24 protein-coding genes are annotated in these 24,162 nt (G+C 62.3%); 14 read left to right on the top strand and 10 right to left on the bottom strand.

Annotation, left to right across the window (positions count from 1 at the left end):
• The 10 genes from IHE30_RS14405 to IHE30_RS14360 form a co-directional block, all read left to right on the top strand.
• A partial coding sequence (locus tag IHE30_RS14405) for a UDP-N-acetylmuramate--alanine ligase (RefSeq protein ID WP_337691614.1) occupies nt 1–448 on the top strand: 448 nt, incomplete at its 5' end.
• A 134-nt stretch (nt 449–582) separates the two neighbouring features.
• Nucleotides 583–1,188 (top strand): TlpA family protein disulfide reductase, encoded by a 606-nt coding sequence (locus IHE30_RS14400; RefSeq protein WP_337691613.1) that lies wholly within the window; start codon nt 583–585, stop codon nt 1,186–1,188.
• Nucleotides 1,189–1,461: 273 nt separating this feature from the next.
• On the top strand, nt 1,462–1,911 hold the full coding sequence (gene aroQ, locus IHE30_RS14395) for a type II 3-dehydroquinate dehydratase (RefSeq protein WP_337691612.1): 450 nt from the start codon (nt 1,462–1,464) through the stop codon (nt 1,909–1,911).
• Between the two features lie 75 nt (nt 1,912–1,986).
• Entirely contained in the window at nt 1,987–2,457 is a 471-nt protein-coding gene (gene accB, locus IHE30_RS14390; protein WP_337691610.1) for an acetyl-CoA carboxylase biotin carboxyl carrier protein, read from the top strand.
• 15 nt (nt 2,458–2,472) lie between these two features.
• Complete coding sequence (accC, locus tag IHE30_RS14385; RefSeq protein WP_337691608.1) at nt 2,473–3,840, top strand: acetyl-CoA carboxylase biotin carboxylase subunit; 1,368 nt, start codon at nt 2,473–2,475, stop codon at nt 3,838–3,840.
• 5 nt (nt 3,841–3,845) lie between these two features.
• Nucleotides 3,846–4,745, top strand: a complete 900-nt coding sequence (prmA, locus tag IHE30_RS14380) for a 50S ribosomal protein L11 methyltransferase (RefSeq protein WP_337691607.1) — start codon at nt 3,846–3,848, stop codon at nt 4,743–4,745.
• A 66-nt stretch (nt 4,746–4,811) separates the two neighbouring features.
• Complete coding sequence (locus IHE30_RS14375) at nt 4,812–5,162, top strand: zinc-ribbon domain-containing protein (RefSeq protein WP_337691604.1); 351 nt, start codon at nt 4,812–4,814, stop codon at nt 5,160–5,162.
• A 243-nt stretch (nt 5,163–5,405) separates the two neighbouring features.
• Nucleotides 5,406–5,906 carry a thiol peroxidase gene (gene tpx / locus IHE30_RS14370; protein WP_337691603.1) on the top strand — a complete coding sequence of 167 codons (501 nt, stop codon included), beginning with the start codon at nt 5,406–5,408 and terminating at the stop codon, nt 5,904–5,906.
• A gap of 158 nt (nt 5,907–6,064) precedes the next feature.
• Nucleotides 6,065–7,003 carry a carbohydrate kinase family protein gene (locus IHE30_RS14365; protein ID WP_337691602.1) on the top strand — a complete coding sequence of 313 codons (939 nt, stop codon included), beginning with the start codon at nt 6,065–6,067 and terminating at the stop codon, nt 7,001–7,003.
• 21 nt (nt 7,004–7,024) lie between these two features.
• Nucleotides 7,025–7,501 carry a glycine zipper 2TM domain-containing protein gene (locus tag IHE30_RS14360; protein ID WP_337691600.1) on the top strand — a complete coding sequence of 159 codons (477 nt, stop codon included), beginning with the start codon at nt 7,025–7,027 and terminating at the stop codon, nt 7,499–7,501.
• 105 nt (nt 7,502–7,606) lie between these two features.
• On the opposite strand, the gene IHE30_RS14355 is transcribed toward IHE30_RS14360, so the two are convergent.
• The 6 genes from IHE30_RS14355 to IHE30_RS14330 all read right to left on the bottom strand — a co-directional run bounded on the left by IHE30_RS14355 (nt 7,607) and on the right by IHE30_RS14330 (nt 15,532).
• Nucleotides 7,607–8,185, bottom strand: a complete 579-nt coding sequence (locus IHE30_RS14355) for a histone H1-like DNA-binding protein (RefSeq protein ID WP_337691598.1) — start codon at nt 8,183–8,185, stop codon at nt 7,607–7,609.
• A 440-nt stretch (nt 8,186–8,625) separates the two neighbouring features.
• Nucleotides 8,626–9,861 (bottom strand): ribonucleotide-diphosphate reductase subunit beta, encoded by a 1,236-nt coding sequence (locus IHE30_RS14350; RefSeq protein ID WP_337691597.1) that lies wholly within the window; start codon nt 9,859–9,861, stop codon nt 8,626–8,628.
• 391 nt (nt 9,862–10,252) lie between these two features.
• The gene (locus tag IHE30_RS14345; RefSeq protein WP_337691595.1) at nt 10,253–13,234 is read right to left on the bottom strand and encodes a ribonucleoside-diphosphate reductase subunit alpha; all 2,982 of its coding nucleotides are present in this window, start codon (nt 13,232–13,234) and stop codon (nt 10,253–10,255) included.
• A 345-nt stretch (nt 13,235–13,579) separates the two neighbouring features.
• Nucleotides 13,580–14,194: a 1,6-anhydro-N-acetylmuramyl-L-alanine amidase AmpD gene (ampD, locus tag IHE30_RS14340; protein ID WP_337691620.1), complete on the bottom strand. Its 615-nt coding sequence runs from the start codon at nt 14,192–14,194 to the stop codon at nt 13,580–13,582.
• Between the two features lie 7 nt (nt 14,195–14,201).
• The gene (locus IHE30_RS14335; RefSeq protein ID WP_337691594.1) at nt 14,202–14,576 is read right to left on the bottom strand and encodes a PP0621 family protein; all 375 of its coding nucleotides are present in this window, start codon (nt 14,574–14,576) and stop codon (nt 14,202–14,204) included.
• A 26-nt stretch (nt 14,577–14,602) separates the two neighbouring features.
• Nucleotides 14,603–15,532: a cytochrome C assembly family protein gene (locus IHE30_RS14330; RefSeq protein ID WP_337691592.1), complete on the bottom strand. Its 930-nt coding sequence runs from the start codon at nt 15,530–15,532 to the stop codon at nt 14,603–14,605.
• Between the two features lie 128 nt (nt 15,533–15,660).
• Between IHE30_RS14330 and ffh the strand changes: the two genes are divergently transcribed.
• Nucleotides 15,661–17,028, top strand: a complete 1,368-nt coding sequence (ffh, locus tag IHE30_RS14325; protein WP_337691591.1) for a signal recognition particle protein — start codon at nt 15,661–15,663, stop codon at nt 17,026–17,028.
• A gap of 100 nt (nt 17,029–17,128) precedes the next feature.
• A complete protein-coding gene (locus IHE30_RS14320) occupies nt 17,129–17,677 on the top strand; it encodes a hypoxanthine-guanine phosphoribosyltransferase (protein WP_337691590.1) in 549 nt (182 codons plus the stop codon).
• 53 nt (nt 17,678–17,730) lie between these two features.
• Here the strand turns inward: IHE30_RS14320 and IHE30_RS14315 are convergent, their stop codons facing one another.
• On the bottom strand, nt 17,731–18,327 hold the full coding sequence (locus tag IHE30_RS14315) for a MarC family protein (RefSeq protein WP_337691588.1): 597 nt from the start codon (nt 18,325–18,327) through the stop codon (nt 17,731–17,733).
• Between the two features lie 12 nt (nt 18,328–18,339).
• Nucleotides 18,340–20,076 (bottom strand): proline--tRNA ligase, encoded by a 1,737-nt coding sequence (locus IHE30_RS14310; RefSeq protein WP_337691586.1) that lies wholly within the window; start codon nt 20,074–20,076, stop codon nt 18,340–18,342.
• 112 nt (nt 20,077–20,188) lie between these two features.
• Here IHE30_RS14310 and IHE30_RS14305 point away from each other — a divergent pair, with 112 nt between their 5' ends.
• Together IHE30_RS14305 and IHE30_RS14300 are read left to right on the top strand one after the other, a co-directional pair.
• The gene (locus tag IHE30_RS14305) at nt 20,189–20,869 is read left to right on the top strand and encodes an RNA pyrophosphohydrolase (protein WP_337691583.1); all 681 of its coding nucleotides are present in this window, start codon (nt 20,189–20,191) and stop codon (nt 20,867–20,869) included.
• A 130-nt stretch (nt 20,870–20,999) separates the two neighbouring features.
• Entirely contained in the window at nt 21,000–21,602 is a 603-nt protein-coding gene (locus tag IHE30_RS14300) for a CNP1-like family protein (RefSeq protein WP_443193682.1), read from the top strand.
• A gap of 74 nt (nt 21,603–21,676) precedes the next feature.
• On the opposite strand, the gene proB is transcribed toward IHE30_RS14300, so the two are convergent.
• Nucleotides 21,677–22,795 (bottom strand): glutamate 5-kinase, encoded by a 1,119-nt coding sequence (gene proB, locus IHE30_RS14295; protein WP_337691581.1) that lies wholly within the window; start codon nt 22,793–22,795, stop codon nt 21,677–21,679.
• Nucleotides 22,796–22,863: 68 nt separating this feature from the next.
• The gene (cgtA, locus tag IHE30_RS14290) at nt 22,864–24,018 is read right to left on the bottom strand and encodes an Obg family GTPase CgtA (RefSeq protein ID WP_337691580.1); all 1,155 of its coding nucleotides are present in this window, start codon (nt 24,016–24,018) and stop codon (nt 22,864–22,866) included.
• Between the last annotated feature and the right edge of the window lie 144 nt (nt 24,019–24,162).

The following is a 24,162-nucleotide window of genomic DNA, read 5'->3' as shown; positions in this document are numbered from 1 at the left end:
AATTGAGGAAGAAATACGGGAATATCTGGCGCTGTTCCATGGCGACACACAGCCCGGCATTCTGCGGCGACTGCGCGAAACCGCGCTGGACTGGATGGGGCAACTCACGCAATTCAACCCCTACTTGACCGGCGCCGTGCTCAACGGCACAGCCGGTGTCCATTCGGACATCCACCTGCAAGTGTTTTGCGACAATCCCAAAGAGGTGGCCATCCACCTACTGAACGCCGGCATACAGTACGACGTATCCGAGACGCGCCATTTCGCCGGCCGGGGAGCAGTTGAGACATTGAGCTTCATCGTCCGCGACGGCGACGGCAACGCGGTCGGCCTCCATGTGGCGCTATACGACACGAATGATTTGCGTGGCGCGGTCCGTGCCGATGCGCGCGGACGACAGGCGCGCGCAAACGCGGCGTCGGTCCGGGCGCTGCTCGATGTGGGTTGAATGGCAGCGGCAGTTGCCACCCGCCCACACGCCCGCACGCACGCGCCTTGCATCGCATCGCCACTGGAACCGGCGCGAGTTGTAGCAGTTCGCCCTTGCTTAATGGAAGTGCAATGAACCCGACGTTAAATGCAATGAACTCGACGTTATATCCCGATTTCTCAACTGCTTCCCCCGCACCAGCGTCGGCACGCCGCGCCCGTGCCGCGTGGCGCGCTGTAGCCTGCTTGCTGTGCGCGCCGCTGCCTGTCTGTGCAGCGCAGCCAGTGGACACCGCGCAATCGGCATACGCTGCCGCGCCGCCCTACGCGGCCCACGACGACGCGGTGCGCGCGCTGTTTGCTAGTTCGCTGCCCGATCCGGCAGGCCAGCTTCAGCCGTTGGCCCAGTATCGCGGCAAAGTCACCGTGGTGAATTTCTGGGCGTCGTGGTGTGCGCCATGCGTGAAAGAAATGCCGGCGCTGTCCGGGTTGCAACGCCGCTATGCGGACAAAGGCGTGCGCTTCGTCGGCATTGGCGTCGATTCGGCCCGGAACATATCGCAATTTCTATCCAAAGTGACGATCGGCTACCCGGTCTACGTAGCCGGCTTCGGCGGTGCAAACTTGGCTCGCCAGTTCGGCAACGAGGCCGGCGGGTTACCGTTTACCGTAGTCATCGACAAAGCGGGACACGTTCGCTACTCGAAGCTGGGTGAAATCGACGCGGCGCGGCTGAGCATGGCACTGGACGCGCTATGACATAGGCGGAACAGTCAGTGCCGTGCGGCACGCCAGCTCGGCACTCGCGTGTCAGTCATCAGCAGCATGTGCCAATCACAAATTACACGGTAATTTATCGATAAATTGTAGACGTTTGCTGCTGTTGTCTACCATTTGCCGCTAGATTGGCTGAAATTACAGCCGCCACGCTTTGCCGAACGTCCGTTCTTTTGAGGGCGAGCGCGCCGAAAACTGGACAATTTTTTTGAATCAGCGGTAAAGTGCGCGCAAATTCGCAGAAAACGAGCGCTTATGAGTCTTCGCATCCTGGTCGTCAACGGCCCCAACCTGAATCTGCTCGGTACACGCGAGCCGCAGACGTACGGCAGTACGACGCTCGCCCAAATCGAGCAGGCGCTGGCGCAGAAGGCCAACGCCGCGGGGGCGGCGCTCATTTGCTTCCAGAGCAATCACGAAGGGGACATCATCGAGCGCCTGCACCAGGCGCGCGACGAGCAAATCGGCTTTGTGCTGATCAACCCTGCGGCCCTCACGCACACCAGCGTCGCGATCCGCGACGCGATTGCGGCAACCGGGATCCCGTTTGTCGAGATCCACTTGTCGAACGTGCATCGACGCGAAGCTTTCCGCCATGTGTCGTATCTTTCCGACTTGGCGGAGGGCGTGATCTGCGGGCTCGGCTGGCGGGGCTACTTATACGCGTTGGACTTTGCGCTGGAGCACCTGGGCCGGTCGCATTGACGTCTTTTCCTGGCAACACCACACTTTCGCTATTCCGGGCTTGGCCCGGGCGCCACATCAAATTGGGGACCACCGATGGATCTACGCAAACTCAAAACCCTGATCGACCTGGTATCCGAGTCCGGCATCTCGGAACTCGAAGTCACCGAAGGCGAAGGCAAAGTCCGGATCGTCAAGAACGCGGCACCTGTCTATCTGCCGTCCCAGGCACAATATGCCCCGGCGCCGCAGGTCACCGGTGCGCCCGGCGCACCGGCTGCCACGTCGACTGAGTCCGACGCACCCGCCACCCCTGCCGCTGCCACGCCGCAAGGCCATGTGGTCACCTCGCCAATGGTCGGCACGTTCTACCGCGCGCCGTCGCCGGGAGCCGATCCGTTCGTGCAAGTTGGCGACTCGGTCAAAGAAGGCCAGACAATCTGCATTATCGAGGCGATGAAGCTGCTGAACGAGATCGAAGCCGACAAGACGGGCGTGGTCAAGGAAATCCTCGTCGAAAACGGCCAGGCTGTCGAATACGGCCAACCACTGTTCGTGATCGGCTAAAGAGTCACTGTGCCTATGTTCGAGAAAATACTCATTGCCAATCGCGGCGAAATTGCACTGCGCATCCAGCGCGCGTGCCGCGAGCTCGGCGTCAAGACGGTTGTCATCTATTCGGAAGCCGACAAGGAAGCGAAGTACGTGCGCCTTGCCGACGAAGCAGTCTGCATCGGGCCGGCGCCGTCGAACCTGAGCTACCTGAACATGCCGGCGCTCATCAGCGCGGCAGAAGTCACCGACGCCGAAGCGATCCATCCGGGCTACGGCTTCCTGTCTGAGAACGCCGACTTTGCGGAGCGGGTCGAGCAGTCCGGCTTCACGTTCATCGGCCCGCGTCCGGAGACCATCCGGCTGATGGGCGACAAGGTCAGCGCCAAGCAAACGATGATCAAGACAGGCGTGCCGTGCGTCCCGGGCTCGGACGGCGCGTTGCCGGACGATCCAAAGGAGATCGTCAAGATCGCGCGCTCGGTCGGCTATCCGGTGATTATCAAGGCCGCCGGTGGCGGTGGTGGGCGCGGTATGCGGGTCGTGCACACGGAAGCGGCACTCGTCAACGCGGTCAACATGACGCGTGAAGAAGCCGGCCGCGCGTTTGGCAACCCGCAGGTCTACATGGAAAAGTTCCTGGAGAATCCGCGGCACATCGAGATCCAGGTACTGGCTGATTCGTTCAAGAGCGCGGTCTGGCTTGGCGAGCGTGACTGCTCGATGCAGCGGCGCCATCAAAAAGTGATCGAAGAGGCGCCGGCGCCTCACATCGCACGCCGGTTGATCGAGCGGATCGGCGATCGCTGCGCCGAAGCGTGCAAGAAAATGGGCTACCTGGGTGCCGGCACGTTCGAGTTCCTGTACGAGAACGGCGAATTCTACTTCATCGAAATGAACACCCGGGTCCAGGTTGAGCACCCGGTGACCGAGCTGATCACGGGCGTGGATATCGTTCAAGAGCAGATCCGCATCGCGGCAGGCGAGAAACTGTCGGTGCGGCAACGCGACATCGCATTCCGCGGTCACGCGATCGAATGCCGGATCAACGCAGAAGATCCATTCAAATTCACGCCGTCGCCGGGACGGATTACGTCATGGCACGCGCCCGGTGGCCCGGGCATCCGCGTCGATTCGCACGCGTACAATGGCTACTTCGTGCCGCCCAACTACGATTCGATGATCGGCAAGCTCATCGCGTACGGCGCGACCCGCGAACAGGCGATCAACCGGATGCGTATTGCATTGTCCGAGATGGTGGTCGAGGGTATTCAGACGAATATCCCGTTGCACCGGGAATTGATGCTAGACGCCAAGTTCGTCCAGGGCGGCACTAGCATCCATTACCTCGAAGACAAGCTGGCTGCCAAGCAGCAGGTCGCCCCTAAGGAAGCGTAACGGGCATGAACTATCGCGAAGTCGTCGTCGAAATTGATCGCGAACGCGCCGAGCCTTTGTCAGACGCGTTGCTTGAGCTTGGTGTGTTGTCGGTCTGCGTCGAGGACGCCGACGCAGACACGCCGCACGAACAAGCGCTGTTCGGTGAGCCCGGCCTCGTGCCGGAGCGCGCCGCGTGGACGCACTCGCGGGTGATTGCCATGCTTGCCGCGGAACAGGACCCCGCCGTGCTGCTGGCGGCCGCCGTGAATGCGGTCGGCCTGCCCGCGCTACCGGCCTTTACCGCGCGCGACGTCCAGGAGCAGGACTGGGTGCGGCTCACGCAATCCCAGTTCGAACCAATCCATGTCGGCCAGCGGATCTGGGTCGTGCCCTCATGGCACGAGGCACCGCAGCACGACGCCGTGGTGCTGGAACTCGACCCGGGGCTCGCCTTTGGCACCGGCAGCCATCCGACCACACGCCTGTGCATGGAATGGATCGAACAGCACGTGCGTGCCGGCGATTCGCTGCTCGACTACGGATGTGGCTCTGGCATCCTAGCGATACTCGCGCGCAAGTGCGGTGCCACGCCGGTCGTAGGCATCGATATCGACCCGCAGGCGATCGACTCGGCTCAGCACAACAGCGAGCGCAATCGCGTCGACGTCATGTATGGGCTGCCTCACGAGTGCCCCGCAAACGAGTTCGATGTAGTCGTCGCCAACATCCTGTCCAATCCGCTCAAGCTGATGGCTTCGATGTTGGCCTCCAGAGTAAAACTGGGCGGAAGACTTGCGCTATCCGGGGTGCTGGCGCGCCAAGCGGACGAAGTCGCGGCGGTCTACGCGCGCCACATCGAGCTTGCCGTTTGGCGTGAACAGGACGGATGGGTGTGCCTGGCCGGGCAACGCCGGGATAGTTAATTAGAATACCGGCACTTCAACCGATTGAGCGGCGCGCCGTGCGCCGGTTCAGGGAAACCCGTTGACATGACGCTCGCCACCCGCTGTCCCCGCTGCGGTACCGTCTACCGGTTCGTCGCCGATCAATTGAAACTGCACCACGACTTGGTGCGCGGTGGCCATTGCCAACCGATCTTCGACGGTGCGGGCCGGCAAGTCGCGCCCTTGTTGCTGACCGGCGATGCCGATGAACCTTCGCATGTCCCCGGCCGGGCGCAACCGCCCGTCGGGCCCCATGGGACATTGCCCATCCCGTTCGGGGGCCACAGCATACCGATGCTGCATGCAATGAAGCGCCGCCAGCGGCGCGTGACGACGACCACACCATCGCGGCACGACGCGACACGGCCCCTCGTGGCGATGAGGGCCCGGGTTTGATCACCCCGCCACGTGATAATCCCGTCCATCCCGCCACGCCGTCACCCGAGCGGACCGCGTGCAAGCTGATCAATAGCGGCCCCTTGGCGCCCACGTTCCACCCGTACAGCGTCAGTGCGCCGCTCTGCGTGACGCGGGATGCAAATTTATTATCCGTGACGCGCGGCATGTGCGCCACCCCATCATTAACCCGGCGGCAAGCGCTCGGCCCGAGCGTCCAACGCCACCATCGCAGGAGAAACCATGAGCCAAGTTACTCTCGGAGGCAACCCCATCGAAGTCGCCGGTACACTGCCAGCCGTCGGCCAGAAGGCCGCGCCATTCTCACTGGTCGGCAAGGGCCTGGCGGACGTGAAGCTCAACGACTTCACTGGCAAGCGCAAGGTCCTGAACATTGTGCCGAGCCTGGATACGCCCACCTGCGCAACCTCAACGCGCAAGTTCAACGAAGCGGCAAGCAAGCTGGAGAACACCGTCGTTATCGTGATTTCGGCTGACTTACCGTTTGCGGCGACGCGGTTCTGCACGACCGAAGGCATCGAGAACGTGATCACGGCCTCGACGTTCCGTAACCGGGAGTTCGCCGGCCAATACGGGGTGGACATCAAGACCGGGCCACTGGCCGGCTTGACCGCGCGCGCCGTCATCGTGCTCGATGGGGACGACAAAGTGCTACACGTGGAACGCGTGTCGGAAATTAAAAATGAACCCAATTACGACGCAGCCCTTGCTGCACTGAAATAACTCCCTGCCTGTCGCCGCCCAGCGCGGGCGACAGGCTCGATACCGGCCTTACCGCCCCGAGTATATCGTCCGGCGGCCGGCGCAAGCACGCCCCCGCACGCCGGCGATGCGCGCGCGGGGGCGATCCGGCACTCAACCTATCATAAGGAATCACCACTGTGGCCACGCTAATCTGCGGCTCGCTCGCGTACGACAACATCATGATGTTCGAAGGGCACTTTCGCGAGCACATCTTGCCCGACCAGGTCCATATTCTGAACGTCAGCTTCCTCGTTCCGTCCATGCGCCGTGAATTTGGCGGCTGCGCCGGGAATATCGCATACGGGCTGAAGTTACTGGGGGGCGAGCCACTGATCATGGCAACGCTCGGCGCAATCGACGCTCAACGCTATCTAGAGCGACTCGACTCGCTGGACATACGCCGTGATTGCGTGCGCGTGCTGCCAGACACGCACACGGCGCAGGCAATGATCACGACCGACCAAGAAAACAACCAGATCACCGCGTTTCATCCTGGCGCCATGCTAATGAGTCACCTGAACCGCGTCAGCGACGCACAGGATGTCACGCTCGGCATCGTCGCGCCGGACGGTGCACAAGGCATGTGCGAGCATGCGGAGCAATTCGCGCAAGCGAACATCCCGTTCATGTTTGATCCGGGCCAAGGGCTGCCGATCCTTGATGGTGCCCAGCTGCGCCGGATGATTGAACTTGCGACCTATGTGGCAGTCAATGATTACGAAGCGAAACTCTTGAGCGACAAAACCGGGTGGTCCGTGACGGACATCGCGAGTCGCGTCGACGCGCTGATCATCACGCTCGGCGCGCAGGGTGCGACGATTCATCACCGCAATGGCGTCGAAGCCATTCCGGTCGTGCCGGCAGAGCGGATCGTCGAGCCTACCGGTTGTGGCGATGCCTTCCGCAGTGGCCTGCTCTACGGCATTGAAAAAGGCCTGGACTGGGCCACCACCGGACGCCTCGCGAGCCTGATGGGCTCAATCAAGATCGCGCATCAAGGACCACAAACCTACACATTGGATCGAACCGAAATCGGCGCCCGTTTCGAAACCGCATTCGGCTACCGCTTGCCTTGAGCTATCTATGGGAGAACAACGATGATGACCAAGAGACACGTTACGCTTGTCGTGATGCTGTCCGCCAGCCTCTCGCTGGCCGCGTGCTTTACGCCCGCTGGCTCAGCCGACGTCTACACCACATCGCAGGCGCAGCGCGAACAGACCGTGCGCATGGGAACCGTGGAAAGCGTACGGGCAGTACACATCGTTTCGGATAACGAAGGCGGCGGCGCGCTTGGGACGCTCGGCGGGGGTGCGCTTGGCGCAGTGGCGGGTAGTTCAATCGGAGGCGGCCGCGGCTCGATCCTGACCGGCATCGTCGGCGGCATTGCGGGCGCGGTGGCAGGCAATACTGTTGCCCAACGGGCCGGCACCTCCAACGGGCTGGAAATCACGGTACGGCTCGATAACGGCGACCTGCGCTCGATCACGCAGGCAGCCACCGGCGAGGTATTCCGTGCCGGCGATCGCGTCCGGTTGCTGTCCGCAGGCGGCATCACGCGCGTGACGCATTGAAAAACATCCCGCACCGGGCACGTGCCTGGTGTGGGATGTCATGTCACTCGACGACTTGTGGCGCGCCGGCGCGTCGTCACGCACCGGCCCCATTCGACGTGTCGATTATGGACGGCTGCCAGTCGGGAACGGCCATGCCGCAGCCGGGTTCAGCGCGGTCTTCACCGCGTTGGCCTGCACAGCCGGCGTCGGCGTCGCAGGGGCGGCGGGGGCAGTGGCAGCTTTCTTCGCCGCCGCCTTCTTCGCAGCCGGCTTCTTGGCCGCAGCTTTCTTCGCCGGCGCCTTCTTGGCTGCCGCCGCCTTCTTCGCCGGTGCCTTTTTCGCGGCGACCTTTCTGACCGCCGCCTTCTTGGCCGGTGCCGCCTTTTTCGCCGGTGCCGCCTTCTTCGCGGCCACCTTCTTCACGGCGACTTTCTTAGCCGCGACCTTTTTGGCCGGTACTGCCTTCTTCGCTGCAACCTTCTTGGCCGCAACCTTTTTGACCGGTGCCGCCTTCTTCGCCACGACCTTCTTCGCCGCCACCTTCTTCACGGCGGCCTTCTTGGCGGCAACCTTCTTAGCCGGCACCGCCTTCTTCGCCAGCGTCGCTTTCTTGGCCGGTGCTGCCTTCTTCGCTGCGACCTTCTTCACAGCGGGTTTTGCTGCTGCTTTCTTCGCAGCCGGCTTTTTCTTTGCAGTGACCATCTTTTTCTCCTTCAGGTTCAGATGAGAGTTACAAACACCCTTCGTCAAAACCCGCTTCCCGCCAACGCGTTTTTTCAACGCGGCTGCTGCGAAGCGGATTATTCATCGGCGTACGCACCTGCATCCTGCTTACGCTAATGAATGCGGCAAGGCGCACGAGACCGACCCAGCGGCTCCGTGCGCCCCAACACGACCGGCATCGCTGCCGGCGAATGATTTGAAGCAGTCCGGCACACAACACCGCGGCCGGAGGCTTTTCCGGGGGTAGTTTGCCCATCCCACTGAAGGGTTCGCACAGTGCCGTTCGTCGTCAGTCGGCTATCCAGGCGGTCAGGCACACATTGCATCAGGCGGCACTTCTCCTAAACTTGTGCGGCACACGCGGCGGCGTCATCGCCGCCATCGCGTACTGCACACCCCTACCTATTCATTGGTGCGCGTCATTCCCAGCTCAGCGCGCCACCGGTTTGATATTCAATCACTCGCGTCTCGAAGAAGTTGCGCTCCTTCTTCAAGTCGATCATCTCGCTCATCCACGGAAACGGATTTTCCTCGTTCGGGAACAACGGCTCCAGGCCGATCTGCTGGCAGCGCCGATTGCAGATGAATCGCAAATAGCTTTTGAACATACCAGCGTTCAAGCCCAGCACACCACGCGGCATCGTATCCTCCGCATACCGGTACTCGAGTTCGACCGCATGCTTGAATAAGCCGCCAATCTCCTCGCGAAATGCCGGCGTCCACAAATGCGGATTCTCAAGCTTGATCTGATTGATCAGGTCGATGCCAAAGTTGCAGTGCATCGACTCGTCGCGCAGGATGTACTGGTACTGCTCAGCAGCACCGGTCATCTTGTTCTGCCGACCCAACGCCAGTATTTGCGTGAACCCGACGTAGAAGAACAGTCCCTCCATCACGCACGCGAAGACGATTAACGACTTCAGCAGCTTCTGGTCCGCCTCGAGCGTGCCAGTCTTGAACGACGGATCGGTCAACGTATGGATGAACGGGATCAGAAATTCATCCTTCGCACGGATCGATGACACTTCATGATACGCATTGAAGATCTCGCCCTCGTCCAGGCCGAGCGACTCGACGATGTACTGGTACGCGTGCGTATGAATCGCTTCCTCGAATGCTTGACGCAGCAGGAACTGGCGACATTCGGGTGCAGTGATGTGGCGATACGTGCCGAGCACGATATTGTTCGCCGCCAACGAATCAGCCGTGACAAAGAAACCCAAATTGCGCTTGACGATGCGGCGCTCGTCGTCAGTCAGCCCGTTCGGATCCTTCCAGAGCGCGATGTCGCGGGACATGTTGATTTCCTGCGGCATCCAGTGGTTCGCACAGCCGGCGAGGTACTTCTCCCACGCCCACTTGTACTTGAACGGCACGAGTTGATTGACGTCGGTCTTGCCGTTAATGATCCGCTTGTCGGCCACGTTCACGCGGGCCTCGGGGGCGGGCGCCGGCGACGCGTTCGGTTGCTGGCCCGGCGCGACAGCGACATCGCGCGTGAAGCTATCCTGTGCCAATGAAGCGGGCGTATCCGCAGCTTGCGCTGCGTACCCGGCGGACGATGCCACGGCTCCAGTCGCCGTCGTTTCTCGCACCGTCGGTTGCGGAACGCTCGGGGGAATTACGGCAGTAATCTCGTCATCCCAGTTGAGCATAAATGTCACCATCAATTTAGATCGGTTTGTACCATCTTTTCACCAACGATAAAAGAGTCCGCTGATGAAAAACGCTCTTTTGATCTCGCATTGAGACCTTCATACAACACTTTGATCGATAGGATCGTCCAGGACTTCATATCGGTTGCATCACGACCCAGATCGACCATTGCTTGATATCGATCGGCGCGACGCGTGGGCCATCCGTTTCATTGCACTCGCCGCACCTACCATGCACGTGGCCACCGCTCATCGCGCGTATCGCGTGTCGCACGATGCACACGCGATACATACCAAGCAGCACGCGTCCCGTGCCTTATCGTGTACCGCATGCAGTATGACCGCGGGCGGTATTAGACAACACGGTCGAGCACGCTCACGCGCTAATGCATCATTGGCATGCCTCACACTCCTCGAAGCCTGCATCGCCAGGACGCAGCATGCAAACCGGTCCCGCGATCTCATCCTGCGCTCCCGCATCGGCAGCGGCGTGCACACCGGCGTTGCGCGTCGCCGCGCTGCCCGACACGTCACTCCCCACGCCATGCATCGCCCCCCCGCCACCGTCGCTAGATGGCACCGCATTGAGCGCGCCATGCGCAACCGTCGACTTCTCGACATGCGTTGCGGCGATCGTGCGCAAGTAGTACGTCGTCTTCAGGCCGCGCAGCCAGGCGAGCTTGTAGATTTCGTCCAGCTTCTTACCCGACGCCCCGGCCATGTAGATGTTCAACGACTGCGCCTGATCGATCCACTTCTGCCGACGCGCCGCCGCCTCCACGAGCCACTTCGGATCCACTTCGAACGCGGTTGCATACGTCGCGCGCAGATCGGCGGGAATCCGATCGATGCGCGCCAGCGATCCGTCGAAGTACTTCAAATCGGCTACCATCACTTCGTCCCAGAGCCCGTGCGCCTTCAGGTCACGCACCAGATATTCATTGACGACCGTGAATTCGCCCGACAAATTTGATTTCACATACAGATTCTGGAACGTCGGCTCGATGCACGCGGACACACCAATGATGTTCGAGATCGTTGCGGTCGGCGCGATCGCAACGCAGTTCGAGTTGCGCATGCCATGCGTGGCGATGCGCTCGCGCAGCGCGGCCCAGTCCATCGTTTCGGACGAGTCGACCTCGACATACCCACCGCGTGAGTCAGCGAGCAGCTTCAGCGAGTCTTGCGGCAAAATTCCGCGATCCCACAGCGAGCCACCGTACGACGAGTACCGGCCGCGCTCACTTGCCAGTTCGGTGGAGGCCCAGTACGCGTAGTAGCAGACCGCTTCCATCGAGCGGTCCGCGAACTCCACCGCCTGCTGCGATGCATACGGCGTGCGCAGCAAGTGCAGGCAGTCCTGGAAGCCCATGATGCCCATGCCGACCGGACGGTGCTTCAGATTCGAGTTACGCGCCTTGGCAACCGCGTAGTAATTGATATCGATCACATTGTCGAGCATGCGCATCGCGACGCTGATCGTGCGCTTGAGCTTATCGTGGTCCAGCACATAGCCACCGTCCGCGTCCTGCTTCATATGCGCGACCAGGTTGACCGAGCCCAGGTTGCAAACCGCGATTTCGTTGTCGCTCGTGTTCAACGTGATTTCAGTGCACAGGTTCGACGAATGCACAACACCCACGTGCTGCTGCGGCGAGCGCACGTTGCAGGGGTCCTTGAACGTGATCCACGGATGACCGGTCTCGAACAGCATCCCGAGCATCTTGCGCCACAGTTGCGCGGCCGGAACCTTCTTGAACAGCTTCAGTTCGCCGCGCGCGGCCTTCTCTTCGTACGCGACATAAGCTTGTTCGAACTCGGCACCAAATTTGTCATGCAGGTCCGGACAGGTCGACGGTGAAAACAACGTCCAGTCGCCCCCCTCGATTACCCGCTTCATGAACAGATCTGGGATCCAGTTCGCGGTATTCATGTCGTGCGTGCGACGACGATCGTCGCCGGTGTTCTTGCGCAACTCAAGAAACTCTTCGATGTCCAAATGCCAGGTTTCGAGATACGCACATACTGCACCCTTGCGCTTGCCCCCCTGGTTGACCGCGACCGCCGTGTCGTTGACGACCTTGAGGAACGGCACCACGCCCTGCGACTTGCCGTTGGTGCCCTTGATGTGCGAGCCGAGCGCGCGCACGCGGGACCAGTCGTTGCCCAGTCCGCCGGCAAACTTGGACAATAGCGCGTTTTCCTTTAGTGCTTCATAGATGCCGTCCAGGTCGTCCGCGACAGTCGTCAGGTAGCACGACGACAGTTGCGAGCGGCGCGTGCCGGAATTGAACAGCGTCGGCGTCGAGCTCATGAAGTCGAACGTTGACAGCACAGTGTAGAACTCGATCGCCCGCGCCTCGCGGTCAATTTCATTCAACGCCAGCCCCATCGCCACCCGCATGAAGAAGGCCTGCGGCATTTCAATGCGCTGCCCGTCCACGTGCAGGAAGTAACGGTCGTACAACGTCTGCAGACCGAGATAGCCAAATTTCAGATCGCGCGACGCATCCAGCGCGTCGCCCAGCTTTTTCAAGTCAAACTGCAGCAGCTTCTCGTCCAGCAATTCAGCTTCGACACCTCGCTTCAAGAACTGCGGGAAGTACTCCGCATACCGCGCACCCATCTCGGACTGCAACACCTCTTCGCCAAGAATCTCGCGGCGAATCGTATGCAGCAGCAGTCGCGCGGTGACCTGGCTGTAGGCCGGGTCCTTCTCGATCATTGTGCGCGCGGCGAGGATCGCCGAGTCGTAGACCTGCGACAACGGCACGCCGTCGTAGAGATTTTTGACCGTTTCGGCGACGATCGGCTCTGCGCTGACCGCCTCGCCGAGCCCGTCGCAGGCGGCCGTGATCACGTTGCGCAACGCAGCAAGATCCAGCGGGCGCACGAGGCCGTTGTCGTTCACGTTCAACCCGCCTTGCGCCGGCTGTTGCGCCACCTCGTGTGCGCGCTCCGCGGCGCGTTTCTCACGATACAGCACATAGGCGCGAGCGACATTGTGCTCGCCGGCCCGCATCAACGCGAGTTCGACCTGGTCTTGAATGTCTTCGATATGGAATGTGCCGCCGTTCGGCCGGCTGCGCACGAGCGCGCGCACGACCGCCTGCGTCAGCGTCTCGACCAATTCGCGCACGCGTGCCGACGCGGCACCCTGACCGCCATTGACGGCGAGGAAAGCCTTGGTCACCGCGATCGCGATCTTGGACGGCTCGAATGACACCACACTCCCGTTGCGGCGAATGACCTTGTAGTCGGCAAACGTCGCCTGCGGCACCAATGCGCGCGCACCATGCGCAGCGCCACCGCCATGCGGCAGGCCGGCTGCGGCACTGGACTGTTGGGACGTGACGTTCTCGGTGGTTTGCATGGGCAAAACTCCTGATCTTGTGTCGTGCGGTGAATCCGCGTTCTTGGAACGAGTGGGGCATGGCACGGCGTATTGGCGCAGTGCCACAGCGCCCTGAAAACGGTGTCTGAGAAGGCGATGCGGCGCCATCGCTGGAAACGAGGCGCCGCCGAAAACCACAATATCTAGTAGCGGCGCCGTCGCCATATACCAACTATAGTGGAAATTTGCCCCAGATTCCACGAATAAATTTGCGCCCGAAGACTTGACTTTTTGGCATGCGCCGCCGATTGCGGGCTCGCCGCCATGCAAGCGTGGATGCGCCGCATGCTCTGCCGTCGCGGCGTCCAGCCGCGCGCAACATGTTCAACGCAGATAGGGAAAAAACGTCGCCGGCAGCGCAAGCTGAGCGCGCAACCGATGCCAGTCGAAATGCGGCCCCGGATCGGTCTTGCGACCCGGCGCGATGTCCGCATGGCCGGCCAGCGCAGTGATGGGATAGCGCTCACACAGTGCGATGCACAATCGCGTCAGCGTGTCGTACTGCGACGCCTCGAACACGTGCTCGTCCGAGCCTTCCAGTTCAATGCCGATCGAAAAATCATTGCAGCGCGCTCGGCCGGCGAAACACGACGCGCCAGCATGCCACGCGCGCGCATTGCACGAGACGAACTGCAGCAATGTGCCGTCCCGCCGCACAAAAAAATGCGCCGATACGCGCAGCCCACGCAGTCGCGTGTAGTAGGGGTGCGCGTCGCAATCGAGTTGGTTGAGGAACAGCGCCGCCACCGCGTCACCGCCGAACTGTCCCGGCGGCAGACTGATGTTGTGCACCACCACGAGCGTCGGCTCAACGCCTGCGGGACGCGCATCGAAATTCGCGCATGGCGTGTGCTGAGCCGGCCAAGCCCACCCTGGCACATCGACCACGATGCGCGCCGCCGCAGCGTCGTCGTTCACGAACCGCTGCGCCGCGCACATCGCCCGCTCACCGCGCATTATCGCGCCCGGCCGGCCGGGCCGCGTAGCGGACCGCATGCTCGTTGGAGCAAAAGAGCTGGCCCTTTACCCACACCGTTTCGCTTACCGGTACATGTACCCCGCACTGTGCGCAACGCACGATGGCCTCCGGCAGTGCGCCGCCTCCGGCGGAGCCTGTGCACCGCGTGCTGGCCGCGCCTTCGGTGCGACCACGGTCGGCCTGCGGGTGCATGGATTCCCGTCCCGCCTCGGATCCGTGGCTGACGGGCGCCCGATCACGACGCGCGAGCTGGCGCCACAGCCACTGGATGGCGAGAATCACAAAAAGCCAAAAGAGGATGCGGGCCATGACGAACGAATAAGCACACAGGAAACGATTCAAATGTCGACGCGAGCCGACTGCGTCAATCAGACCACCGCGCGATGCAACAGCACTTCCAGCACGAAGCGGCTGCCGACATACGCGAGCAGCAGCGCCGCGAACGACGCCAGCACCCAACGCAACGCGGTGCGACCGCGCCAGCCGCGCCGCTGGCGGCCCACTAGTAGCGCGCCGAACATGATCCACGACACGAACGCGAACACGGTCTTGTGATCCAGCTTGACGGCTTGGGCGATCAGTTGCTCGCTGAACCACACGCCGCTGATCAGCGCCAGTGTCAGCAGCACGAAACCAGCGGCGATCAGGCGGAACAGCAGCTTTTCCAGCGTCAACAACGGTGGCAGCGTATCGAACCAACTCGATAACCAGTCACGCGCGGGCGGCCCCGGCGTGCGCCGTCCGGCCACGCCGCGCAGCGCGTGCAGCCGGCGCTCGACCAGCAGCATCAGAATCGCATGCAACGCGGCGATCGCCAGCAACCCATACGCGACATTCGCCAACACGAAGTGGACCTTGAACAGCGGGTCTGCCGCATAGGCCAGCACGTGTACGCCGCCGAACAGCAGCGGCAGCAGCGTCGCCACGCAGGCAATCGGCATCAGCAGCAGTCGCAGCCCATCGAGCCGGAAAAAGAAACTCTCAATCCAGTAGATGCTCGCGCCGAGCCACAACATCGCCGACAGCGCGAATGCGAAGCCGAACACCATCGCGTTAGCTGGGAAGATCGTCATATGCAGCAGCACCCCGTGCAGCACCAGCGCGGCAAACAGCACCGCGCGCGCCACCGGTGACGTGCCAGCGCCGGTGGCGCGGCCGGGCGCTATCGCCAACGCGGCTGTCGGCGCCGTGGCCAGCAGCGTGCCGTGCGAATCGCGCGCATGCCGATGCGACCGCCAGGCGGCGACGCCAAGGCTGCCATACAAGAGCGCGGTGAGGGCATACAGTACAATGTGCATAGTTATTCAGTTTACACTAGCGCCCCGCCGCCGGCCCGGATCCCGCTGCCCCCGTGCGTCTTGATGCACCCGGACCGCGCCACCTGCCCGGGCTCACGTCGAGGCGCGGCAAACCGCACGTCACTCCCATGCTCGACAATCTCACACAACGTATGGCGCGCGTCGTGAAGACGCTTCGCGGCGAAGCCCGGCTTACCGAGGCCAACACGCAAGAGATGCTGCGCGAGGTGCGCCTGGCACTGCTCGAGGCAGACGTCGCGCTGCCGGTCGTGCGCGAGTTTATCGCGAAGGTCCGGGAAAAGGCGCTCGGTGAGGAAGTGATCAGCAGCTTGACCCCCGGCCAGGCACTGGTCGGTGTCGTGCAACGCGAGCTGACCGCGGTGATCGGCGGCGACTACGAGGGCAAGGCGGCCGAGCTGAACCTGGCGGTCACACCGCCAGCGGTGATCTTGATGGCGGGCCTACAGGGTGCCGGCAAGACCACGACGGTCGGCAAGCTGGCTAAGCTGCTGCGCGAGAAGCAGAAGAAAAAAGTCCTCACTGTATCGTGCGACGTCTACCGGCCCGCGGCGATCGCGCAGCTGAAAACCGTCACCGAGCAGGTCGGCGCGGATTGCTTCCCGTCCCAACCCGACCAAAAACCGCAGGATATCGCGCGGGACGCATTGGACTGGGCCAAGCGGCACTATCATGACGTATTGATCGTGGACACGGCGGGCCGGCTCGGCATCGATGAGGCGATGATGCAGGAAATCGCCGCGTTGCATGCGCAACTCAAGCCGGCCGAGACGCTGTTCGTCGTCGATGCGATGCTCGGCCAGGACGCGGTCAATACCGCGAAGGCCTTTAATGACGCGCTGCCGCTCACCGGCGTTGTGCTGACCAAGCTCGATGGCGACTCGCGCGGCGGCGCAGCGTTGTCGGTGCGTCACGTGACGGGCCGGCCGATCAAGTTCGTTGGCGTCGGCGAGAAGCTCGATGGCCTAGAGACGTTCTATCCGGAACGGATGGCCAATCGGATCCTGGGCATGGGAGACATCCTGGCGCTGGTCGAGGAAGCGCAGCGCGGCGTGGACGTGCAGGCCGCGCAGAAGCTCGCCGAAAAGGTGAAGAAAGGCGGCGCTTTTGACCTGAATGACTTTCGCGCCCAACTGTCGCAAATGAAGAAAATGGGCGGCTTATCGACGCTGATGGATAAGCTGCCGGCGCAATTCCAGCAGGCCGCGGGCAACGCCGACATGTCTCAGGCCGAAAAGCAGATGCGCCGCATGGAAGGCATCATCCATTCGATGACGCCGACCGAGCGCGCCAAGCCGGAACTGATCAAAGCAAGCCGCAAGCGGCGCATCGCGACCGGCGCCGGCGTGCAGGTGCAGGAGGTCAACCGGATGCTGAATCAGTTCGAACAGATGCGCGGCATGATGAAAAAGCTCAAGGGCGGCAACTTGCAAAAGATGATGCGCGGCATGAAGGGCATGCTGCCCGGGCTGCACTGAGCCGAGCCGCCACCGCGGCTGCCATCGCGGGCTTTCTCTGTGGAGCCCGCGCCGTTTTTCGATTCACCCTCTCTTTATTAGGCCCCTCGCCAAGATCCCGATGAACCGCGAAGAAGCCCTGGACATTTTCCGCCACTCTGAGGAGATCGTATCGTCCGCCGACGTGGCGGCGTCGATCCAGCGGATGGCCGTTGCAATCCGCGACGCGATGAGTGACGAGTTCCCGCTTGTACTGTCCGTGATGGGCGGTGCCGCGGTGTTCACCGGCATGCTGCTGCCGCATTTGGACTTTCCGCTCGAGTTCGACTACATCCATCTGACCCGCTATCGCAACACAACGCGCGGCCATGACATGCAGTGGCGCGTGGCACCGGCCGAATCAGTCAAGGACCGCGTCGTGCTGGTGCTTGACGACATCCTGGACGAAGGCGAAACGATGGCGGCGATCCGAGACCGGATCATCGAGAAGGGCGCGCGTCGCTTCGCCAGCGCGGTGCTGTGCGAAAAGCTCATTGCGAAGCCCAAGCCGCTGCACCCCGATTTCTGTGGTGTTCAAGTGCCGGACCGCTATGTGTTCGGCTGCGGGATGGACGTCAACGGGTATTGGCGCAACCTGTCCGCAATCCGCGCGCTGACAGGCGACGCCTAAGCCCAGTGCCGGCTACCGCGCCGGCGCGCCTGTTTCGCGCCGGACCGCGGCCCTTAAAGCTGTCGCGCAAAGATCCGGATACCCTCGAGGATCATCTCCACCGAAATCGCGACCAACACGAGCCCCATCAACCGCTCGAATGCCGCAACGGTGCGCGCGCCAATCCATCGCTGGATCCTCTCAGCCAGCAGCAGCACGATCGCGCACACGGCCATCGTCACCGTGAGCGCGCCGATCCATTCGAGCATCTTGCCCGGCGCGTGCGACGTCAGCAGCATGACGGTCGCGATGGCTGACGGTCCCGCCAGCGCCGGAATCGCAAGCGGCACAATCAGCGGCTCGCTGAGTGGCTCGCCGTTGGACGGACCTTCCGCGTGCGGGAAGATCATTCGAAGCGCGATCAGAAACAGCACGATTCCGCCCGCCAGCCGCAATGACAGATCTGTCAGGTGCATCATGCGCAGGAACGCGTCGCCAGCGATCATGAATATCATTAGGATGACGAACGCGATCGCCACTTCGCGCAGGATCACCTTCGGGCGCCGCTCCCGCGCGACGTTGCGCAACGCGTTGATGAATAATGGAATATTGCCCAGCGGATCCGTAATCAGGATCAGTAGGATCGTCGCAGATAGGAATGTATATTGCACAGTCGTAGTCCGTTAGCGCGCCAGTGCCGCGCGCACCCGCTCAACCACCCACACGGCCGCCTCTTCAAGCGGCAACAGCGTCGGCTCCACATCGCGGCGGCCCTGATACTCGATCTTGCCGTCCTTGAGGCCGCGCTCGCCGATCACGAGCCGGTGTGGCACGCCGATCAGCTCCCAATCCGCAAACATCACGCCGGGACGCTCGCCCCGATCGTCCAGGATCACGTCGATCCCCGCGTCGAGCAGCTTGTCATAGAGCTTGTGCGCCTGCTCGCGCACCGCGTCGCTGCGCTCGTAGCCCATTGGGCACAGCACCAAATGAAATGGCGCGATGGCCTCCGGCCAGATGATGCCGCGCTCGTCGAAGTTCTGCTCGATCGCCGCGCCGAGGATTCGTGTGATGCCGATCCCGTAGCACCCCATCATCATTGGTGCCGGCTTGCCGCTCTCGTCCAGGAACGTCGCACCCATGGCTTCCGAGTACTTCGTGCCAAGCTGGAATACATGCCCGACCTCAATGCCACGGCATAGATCCAATTCACCGCGGCCGTCCGGCGATGGGTCGCCCTTGCGCACGTTACGCAGGTCCGCCACGTCCGGCTCCGGCAGGTCGCGGCCCCAATTGACCCCCGTCGTGTGATAGTCCATCTCGTTTGAGCCAACGACGAAGTCACTCATGTTTGCCACGGTACGGTCCGCGACCACTTTCACCGGCTTGCGCGTGTTCAGCGGCCCCAAATAGCCGGGCGGCGCGCCGAACCAATCGACAATCTCCTGTTCGGTGGCGAACCGATAGCCGGCCAGCCCCGACACCTTGCCAGCCTTGATTTCGTTCAGTTCATGGTCGCCGCGCAGCAGCAACAGCCAAATCGTCGGGTCTGTACCCTCGTTATCCACGGCCAGCACGATCGACTTGATCGTGCGCTCTAACGCAATACCCAGATAATCGGCCACCTGCTCGCATTTCGCCTTACCCGGCGTGGCCTTCTTCGTCAGCGGCTCGCTCGGCGCCGCACGCGACGCGATCAACGACACGGCTTCGGCGGCCTCGATATTGGCCGCATAGTCCGAGCCTGGGCAATACGCGATTGCATCCTCGCCAGTCGCGGCGATCACATGGAATTCGTGCGACCCGGTGCCACCGATCGAGCCGTTGTCGGCCGCCACCGCACGGAACTCGAGCCCCAGACGCGTGAAGATCCTCACGTACGCGTCATACATCTTCTGATACGATAGCTGCAGCCCGGCACGGTCGCGATCGAACGAATACGCGTCCTTCATGATGAACTCGCGCCCCCGCATCACGCCGAACCTGGGGCGGATTTCATCGCGGAACTTGGTCTGCACCTGGTAGAAATTCACCGGCATCTGGCGGTAGCTCTTAATCTCCTTGCGCGCGATATCGGTGATCACCTCCTCATGGGTCGGCCCGACGACGAAGTCGCGGTCGTGGCGATCCTTCACCCGCAGCAATTCGGGGCCATACTGCTCCCAGCGGCCCGATTCCTGCCATAGCTCGGCCGGCTGCACCGCCGGCATCAACAGCTCGACGGCGCCCGCGCGGTTCATCTCCTCGCGCACAATCGCCTCCACCTTGCGGATCGAGCGCAACCCGATTGGCATATAGTTGTAGATACCGCCGGCGACGCGGCGAATCATCCCCGCCCTGACCATCAACTGGTGACTGACGATCTCGGCATCGGCCGGCGCTTCCTTCAGCGTGCCGATGAAAAAACGCGATGCTTTCATTCTTGAGGGATTCCAAAACGAGGGCGCCGTGCGACCCGACTCCAGCCGGGTCGCACGGCGCCCATTAACTGTTTATAATCAAAGCAATTTTAAAGGATTCGAAGGTGGTTGTATGCTGGATCGTGAAGGCTTTCGCCCGAACGTCGGCATCATCCTCTTGAACGCGCGCAACGAGGTGTTTTGGGGCAAACGGCTGCGTGAGCATTCCTGGCAGTTTCCGCAAGGCGGCATCAAGTACGGTGAGACGCCCTTGCAAGCGATGTTTCGGGAGCTGCGCGAAGAAACCGGTTTGAGACCCGAGCACGTCAAGGTCATCGGTCGCACGCGCGACTGGTTGCGTTACGAGGTGCCCGACAAGTACATCAAGCGCGAGGTCCGCGGTCACTATCGAGGACAAAAACAGATCTGGTTTCTGTTGCGCATGATCGGACGTGACTGCGATATCTGCCTGCGCGCGACCGATCATCCGGAGTTCGACGCGTGGCGCTGGAACAGCTACTGGGTGCCGCTGGACGCTGTGATCGAGTTCAAGAGAGATGTATACCAGATGGCGCTGACCGAGCTGTCCCGCTTCGTGCGACGGCAGCCCGGACGCCATGAACGTTCTGTGTCGCACCATGGTGCCCGCCCTTCAAAGATGAATGCAAAAGTGGTAACGGTATCGATCGAGACGGTATGCTCGAACATCGAGCCCGGCGTCAAGCCTGACTCAGGCCGCGCGGCGACCGCCGTGCTGGACGTAGCCGCCGCGACGCTGGTTGTCGAGCCGGTCAGCGCCAAGCCACGACCATGACTGCCGCATCGGTTGCCTGGCGGCGCATCGCCGCGTTGGCAGACCGCCGAGGGCCGCGCGCCGGAGATTCGCATCCGGATCCCGGCCCTTGTGCTTTAATACACCCCCTCTTGTGCCAGGAGCCCGTCTCTTGAAACGCGTCTGCCCGCCTGCCCGTCCATCGCGCCCAAGTTCGCGCCGCATCACCGCTCTGATCGGCACGATCACCGCCGCCGCGCTGCTCGGCGCGTGCTCGTCCCCGTCGCCGGACCAGGGACCCAAGCCCGGCCAGGACTTTATCTATTTGCTAGACCGCACCGAGAACTGGGTCGAGACCCAGGTCGATAAGCTGCCGCCGATGCCACGCGCCACGGACCTGCTGCCATTCGAGGTCTCCGCGACGACGAGCCTGCAGTTTGCCGTCGACGCGGCGTCCGTGTCGGTGGGCGCCGACGGCGTCGTACGCTATACGATCGTGATCACGAGCCCGCAGGGCGCACGCAATGTCTATTACGAGGGCTTGCGCTGCGAAACCTATGAATGGCGCCGTTATGCGGCAGCCGACGACAGCGGCGAACAATGGGACCGGGGCGCGGCAAACGGCTGGCGGCACATCGAGAATAGCCAGTTGAACGCGTATCAGGCCGCGTTATACCAGGATTACCTGTGCGCGAACAAGATCCCGCAGGGCAATGCCTCGTCGATCGTGCAGACTATCCGTTATAAACGGATCGCCGCATCGCGCTATCAATAGCGAGCACGCCCAAAGCAAGCCCAACCGGCTTCGCGCATCGCGGGTCCGTACGCGATGCGTGCACCTCACCGGCGCTACAGCATCACCAGGTTGTCCCGATGGATCAATTCTGGCTCGAGCATGTAACCGAGAATCGACTCGATCTGCGCACTTGGATGGCGGCGAATCAGCCGCGCCTCGGCGCTACTATAGTTCGTCAACCCACGCGCCACCTCGCGGCCCGCTTCGTCCAGGCACGCAATGACCTCGCCGCGGGCAAAAATGCCTTGCACATCGATGATGCCAATCGGCAATAGGCTCTTGCCGTCGGAAGTCAGCTTCTCGACCGCTCCCGCGTCGATCACGACATGGCCGCGCACTTGCAGATGGTCTGCCATCCATTGCTTGCGCTCGGCCATGCGGGCGGTCCGCGCAATGAGTTGCGTGCCGATCGGCTCCGCCGCCGCCAGCCGGACTAACACGTCCGGCTCACGACCGCTTGCGATCACCGTATCCGCGCCACTGTGCGCGGCGCGCTTGGCGGCCAGGATCTTGGTCAGCATCCCGCCCCGACCAATGCTTGTGCCGGCACCACCGGCCATTGCCTCCAACGCGGGGTCGCCCGCGTCGGCCTGTTGCACCAGCGTCGCGGCAGGATCCTTGCGCGGATCAGCCGTGTACAAGCCACGCTGATCGGTCAGAATCACCAGCGCGTCCCCTTCGATCAAGTTCGCCACCAACGCGCCCAATGTGTCGTTGTCGCCGAACTTGATCTCATCCGTGACGACCGTGTCATTCTCATTGATGATCGGCACCACGCCGAGCCTGAGCAACGTGAGCAGCGTCGAGCGTGCATTCCGGTATCGCTCGCGATCGGCAAGATCCGCGTGCGTGAGCAGGATCTGCGCCGTGCGGATCGAATACTCGGCAAAGCGGCTTTCATAGACCTGCGCCAGCCCCATTTGGCCGACCGCGGCCGCGGCCTGCAGTTCGGCGATCTCGCGTGGACGCCGGCTCCAGCCCAATCGCTGCATACCCTCGGCGATCGCGCCGGAACTGACCAGCACCACGTCCTTGCCCTGCTGGCGCAATGCGGCGATTTGCGCGGCCCATCGCCCGATCGCGTCATGATCCAGCCCACGCCCGTCATTGGTGACCAGGCTTGAGCCCACTTTCACAACCAGCCGCTTTGCCTCAGCAATGATCGAACGCATCGTTGCGCCGTCCCTGTGTTCCCGTTTCCTATGTTCCCGTTTGGCATCGTGTTGCGCGGCGGCGACAATCACTGTGTATCGGCGCCGGGTTGTGTCGCGTCGTCGGACGCCTGTGCGTCGTCGGACACCCGTGCGTCGTTGGACATCTGTGCATCGTCCCGGAACCGCACGTCGGCCGCCAGGTCCTCGGCATGCTGCACGCGCGCCGCCAGCCCGGTCTCGCTCAAGTAGTCGTAGACCGCATAACATAGATGCTCACAGCCCAGGCCGGTGAGCGCCGAGATCTGGAATACTGGTCCCTGCCAGCCGAAGCGCTCGACGAAATCGGCCACGCGTGCCTCGCGCTCATGCTCTGCAATCATATCGACCTTGTTCAAGACCAGCCACCTCGGCTTGCGGTAAAGCGCTTCGTCGTACTTACGCAACTCATTGACGATCGCGCCCGCCTCCGCAACCGGATCGACGCTGTCGTCGAACGGTGCAAGATCGACCAGATGCAGCAATATCCCGGTGCGTTGCAGATGCCGTAGGAACTGGTGCCCCAGCCCGGCGCCTTCGGCGGCACCCTCGATGAGGCCCGGGATATCAGCGATCACGAAGCTCTTCGCCGGTCCGACCCGCACCACGCCAAGATTCGGCGCAAGCGTCGTGAACGGATAGTCGGCAATTTTCGGTTTCGCGTTCGACACCGATGCGATAAAGGTTGACTTGCCCGCGTTGGGCATGCCCAACAGGCCGACATCGGCCAGCACCTTCAACTCAAGACTGAGCATCCGGCGCTCGCCCGGCTTGCCTTCGGTTTTTTGCCGTGGTGCTCGGTTCGTGCTCGACTTGAAGTGCAGGTTGCCGAGCCCCCCGGTACCGCCCTTAGCGAGCAGCACGCGCTGATCGTGCTCAGTCAGGTCGGCGATCAGCTCACCGGTATCCCTATCTGTGATCATCGTGCCGACCGGCATCCGCAACGTGATGTCTTCGCCTGCCTTGCCGTAGCAGTCCGAGCCGCGTCCGTTCTCGCCATTGCGCGCTTGGTGCTTCTTCGCGTACCGATAGTCGATCAGCGTATTGATGTTGCGATCCGCGATAGCGTAAACGCTGCCTCCTCGCCCACCGTCCCCCCCATCCGGCCCGCCGAACGGAACGAACTTCTCACGGCGCATCGATGCGCTGCCATCCCCTCCGTCACCGGCGATGACCTCGATCCTCGCTTCGTCAATGAACTTCATTCCAATTGCTCCGTTCGGCTTGCGCCGTTTGCCTGCTGCCGCCGGTCCGCCGAGCGTGCCGACGTCACCACGATTTTGTTAGCGCTCACACAATGCGTTGCCAGCACGCCCCTTATTTTGCCAGCACCAACAAAAAGGCCCCGC

Source organism: Mycetohabitans sp. B46 (assembly GCF_037389205.1).
GTDB lineage: Bacteria > Pseudomonadota > Gammaproteobacteria > Burkholderiales > Burkholderiaceae > Mycetohabitans.
Note: the sequence above shows the minus strand (reverse complement) of the source record. Positions and strands in the feature narration are given on the sequence as shown.

Bases quoted from the DNA above. Each gene is read 5' to 3' on its own strand.
- IHE30_RS14400 (WP_337691613.1), top strand. From the start codon at position 583: ATGAACTCGACGTTATATCCCGATTTCTCAACTGCTTCCCCCGCACCA.
- aroQ (WP_337691612.1), top strand. From the start codon at position 1,462: ATGAGTCTTCGCATCCTGGTCGTCAACGGCCCCAACCTGAATCTGCTC.
- accB (WP_337691610.1), top strand. From the start codon at position 1,987: ATGGATCTACGCAAACTCAAAACCCTGATCGACCTGGTATCCGAGTCC.
- accC (WP_337691608.1), top strand. From the start codon at position 2,473: ATGTTCGAGAAAATACTCATTGCCAATCGCGGCGAAATTGCACTGCGC.
- prmA (WP_337691607.1), top strand. From the start codon at position 3,846: ATGAACTATCGCGAAGTCGTCGTCGAAATTGATCGCGAACGCGCCGAG.
- IHE30_RS14375 (WP_337691604.1), top strand. From the start codon at position 4,812: ATGACGCTCGCCACCCGCTGTCCCCGCTGCGGTACCGTCTACCGGTTC.
- tpx (WP_337691603.1), top strand. From the start codon at position 5,406: ATGAGCCAAGTTACTCTCGGAGGCAACCCCATCGAAGTCGCCGGTACA.
- IHE30_RS14360 (WP_337691600.1), top strand. From the start codon at position 7,025: ATGATGACCAAGAGACACGTTACGCTTGTCGTGATGCTGTCCGCCAGC.
- IHE30_RS14355 (WP_337691598.1), bottom strand. From the start codon at position 8,185: ATGGTCACTGCAAAGAAAAAGCCGGCTGCGAAGAAAGCAGCAGCAAAA.
- IHE30_RS14350 (WP_337691597.1), bottom strand. From the start codon at position 9,861: ATGCTCAACTGGGATGACGAGATTACTGCCGTAATTCCCCCGAGCGTT.
- IHE30_RS14345 (WP_337691595.1), bottom strand. From the start codon at position 13,234: ATGCAAACCACCGAGAACGTCACGTCCCAACAGTCCAGTGCCGCAGCC.
- ampD (WP_337691620.1), bottom strand. From the start codon at position 14,194: ATGTGCGCGGCGCAGCGGTTCGTGAACGACGACGCTGCGGCGGCGCGC.
- IHE30_RS14330 (WP_337691592.1), bottom strand. From the start codon at position 15,532: ATGCACATTGTACTGTATGCCCTCACCGCGCTCTTGTATGGCAGCCTT.
- ffh (WP_337691591.1), top strand. From the start codon at position 15,661: ATGCTCGACAATCTCACACAACGTATGGCGCGCGTCGTGAAGACGCTT.
- IHE30_RS14320 (WP_337691590.1), top strand. From the start codon at position 17,129: ATGAACCGCGAAGAAGCCCTGGACATTTTCCGCCACTCTGAGGAGATC.
- IHE30_RS14310 (WP_337691586.1), bottom strand. From the start codon at position 20,076: ATGAAAGCATCGCGTTTTTTCATCGGCACGCTGAAGGAAGCGCCGGCC.
- IHE30_RS14305 (WP_337691583.1), top strand. From the start codon at position 20,189: ATGCTGGATCGTGAAGGCTTTCGCCCGAACGTCGGCATCATCCTCTTG.
- proB (WP_337691581.1), bottom strand. From the start codon at position 22,795: ATGCGTTCGATCATTGCTGAGGCAAAGCGGCTGGTTGTGAAAGTGGGC.
- cgtA (WP_337691580.1), bottom strand. From the start codon at position 24,018: ATGAAGTTCATTGACGAAGCGAGGATCGAGGTCATCGCCGGTGACGGA.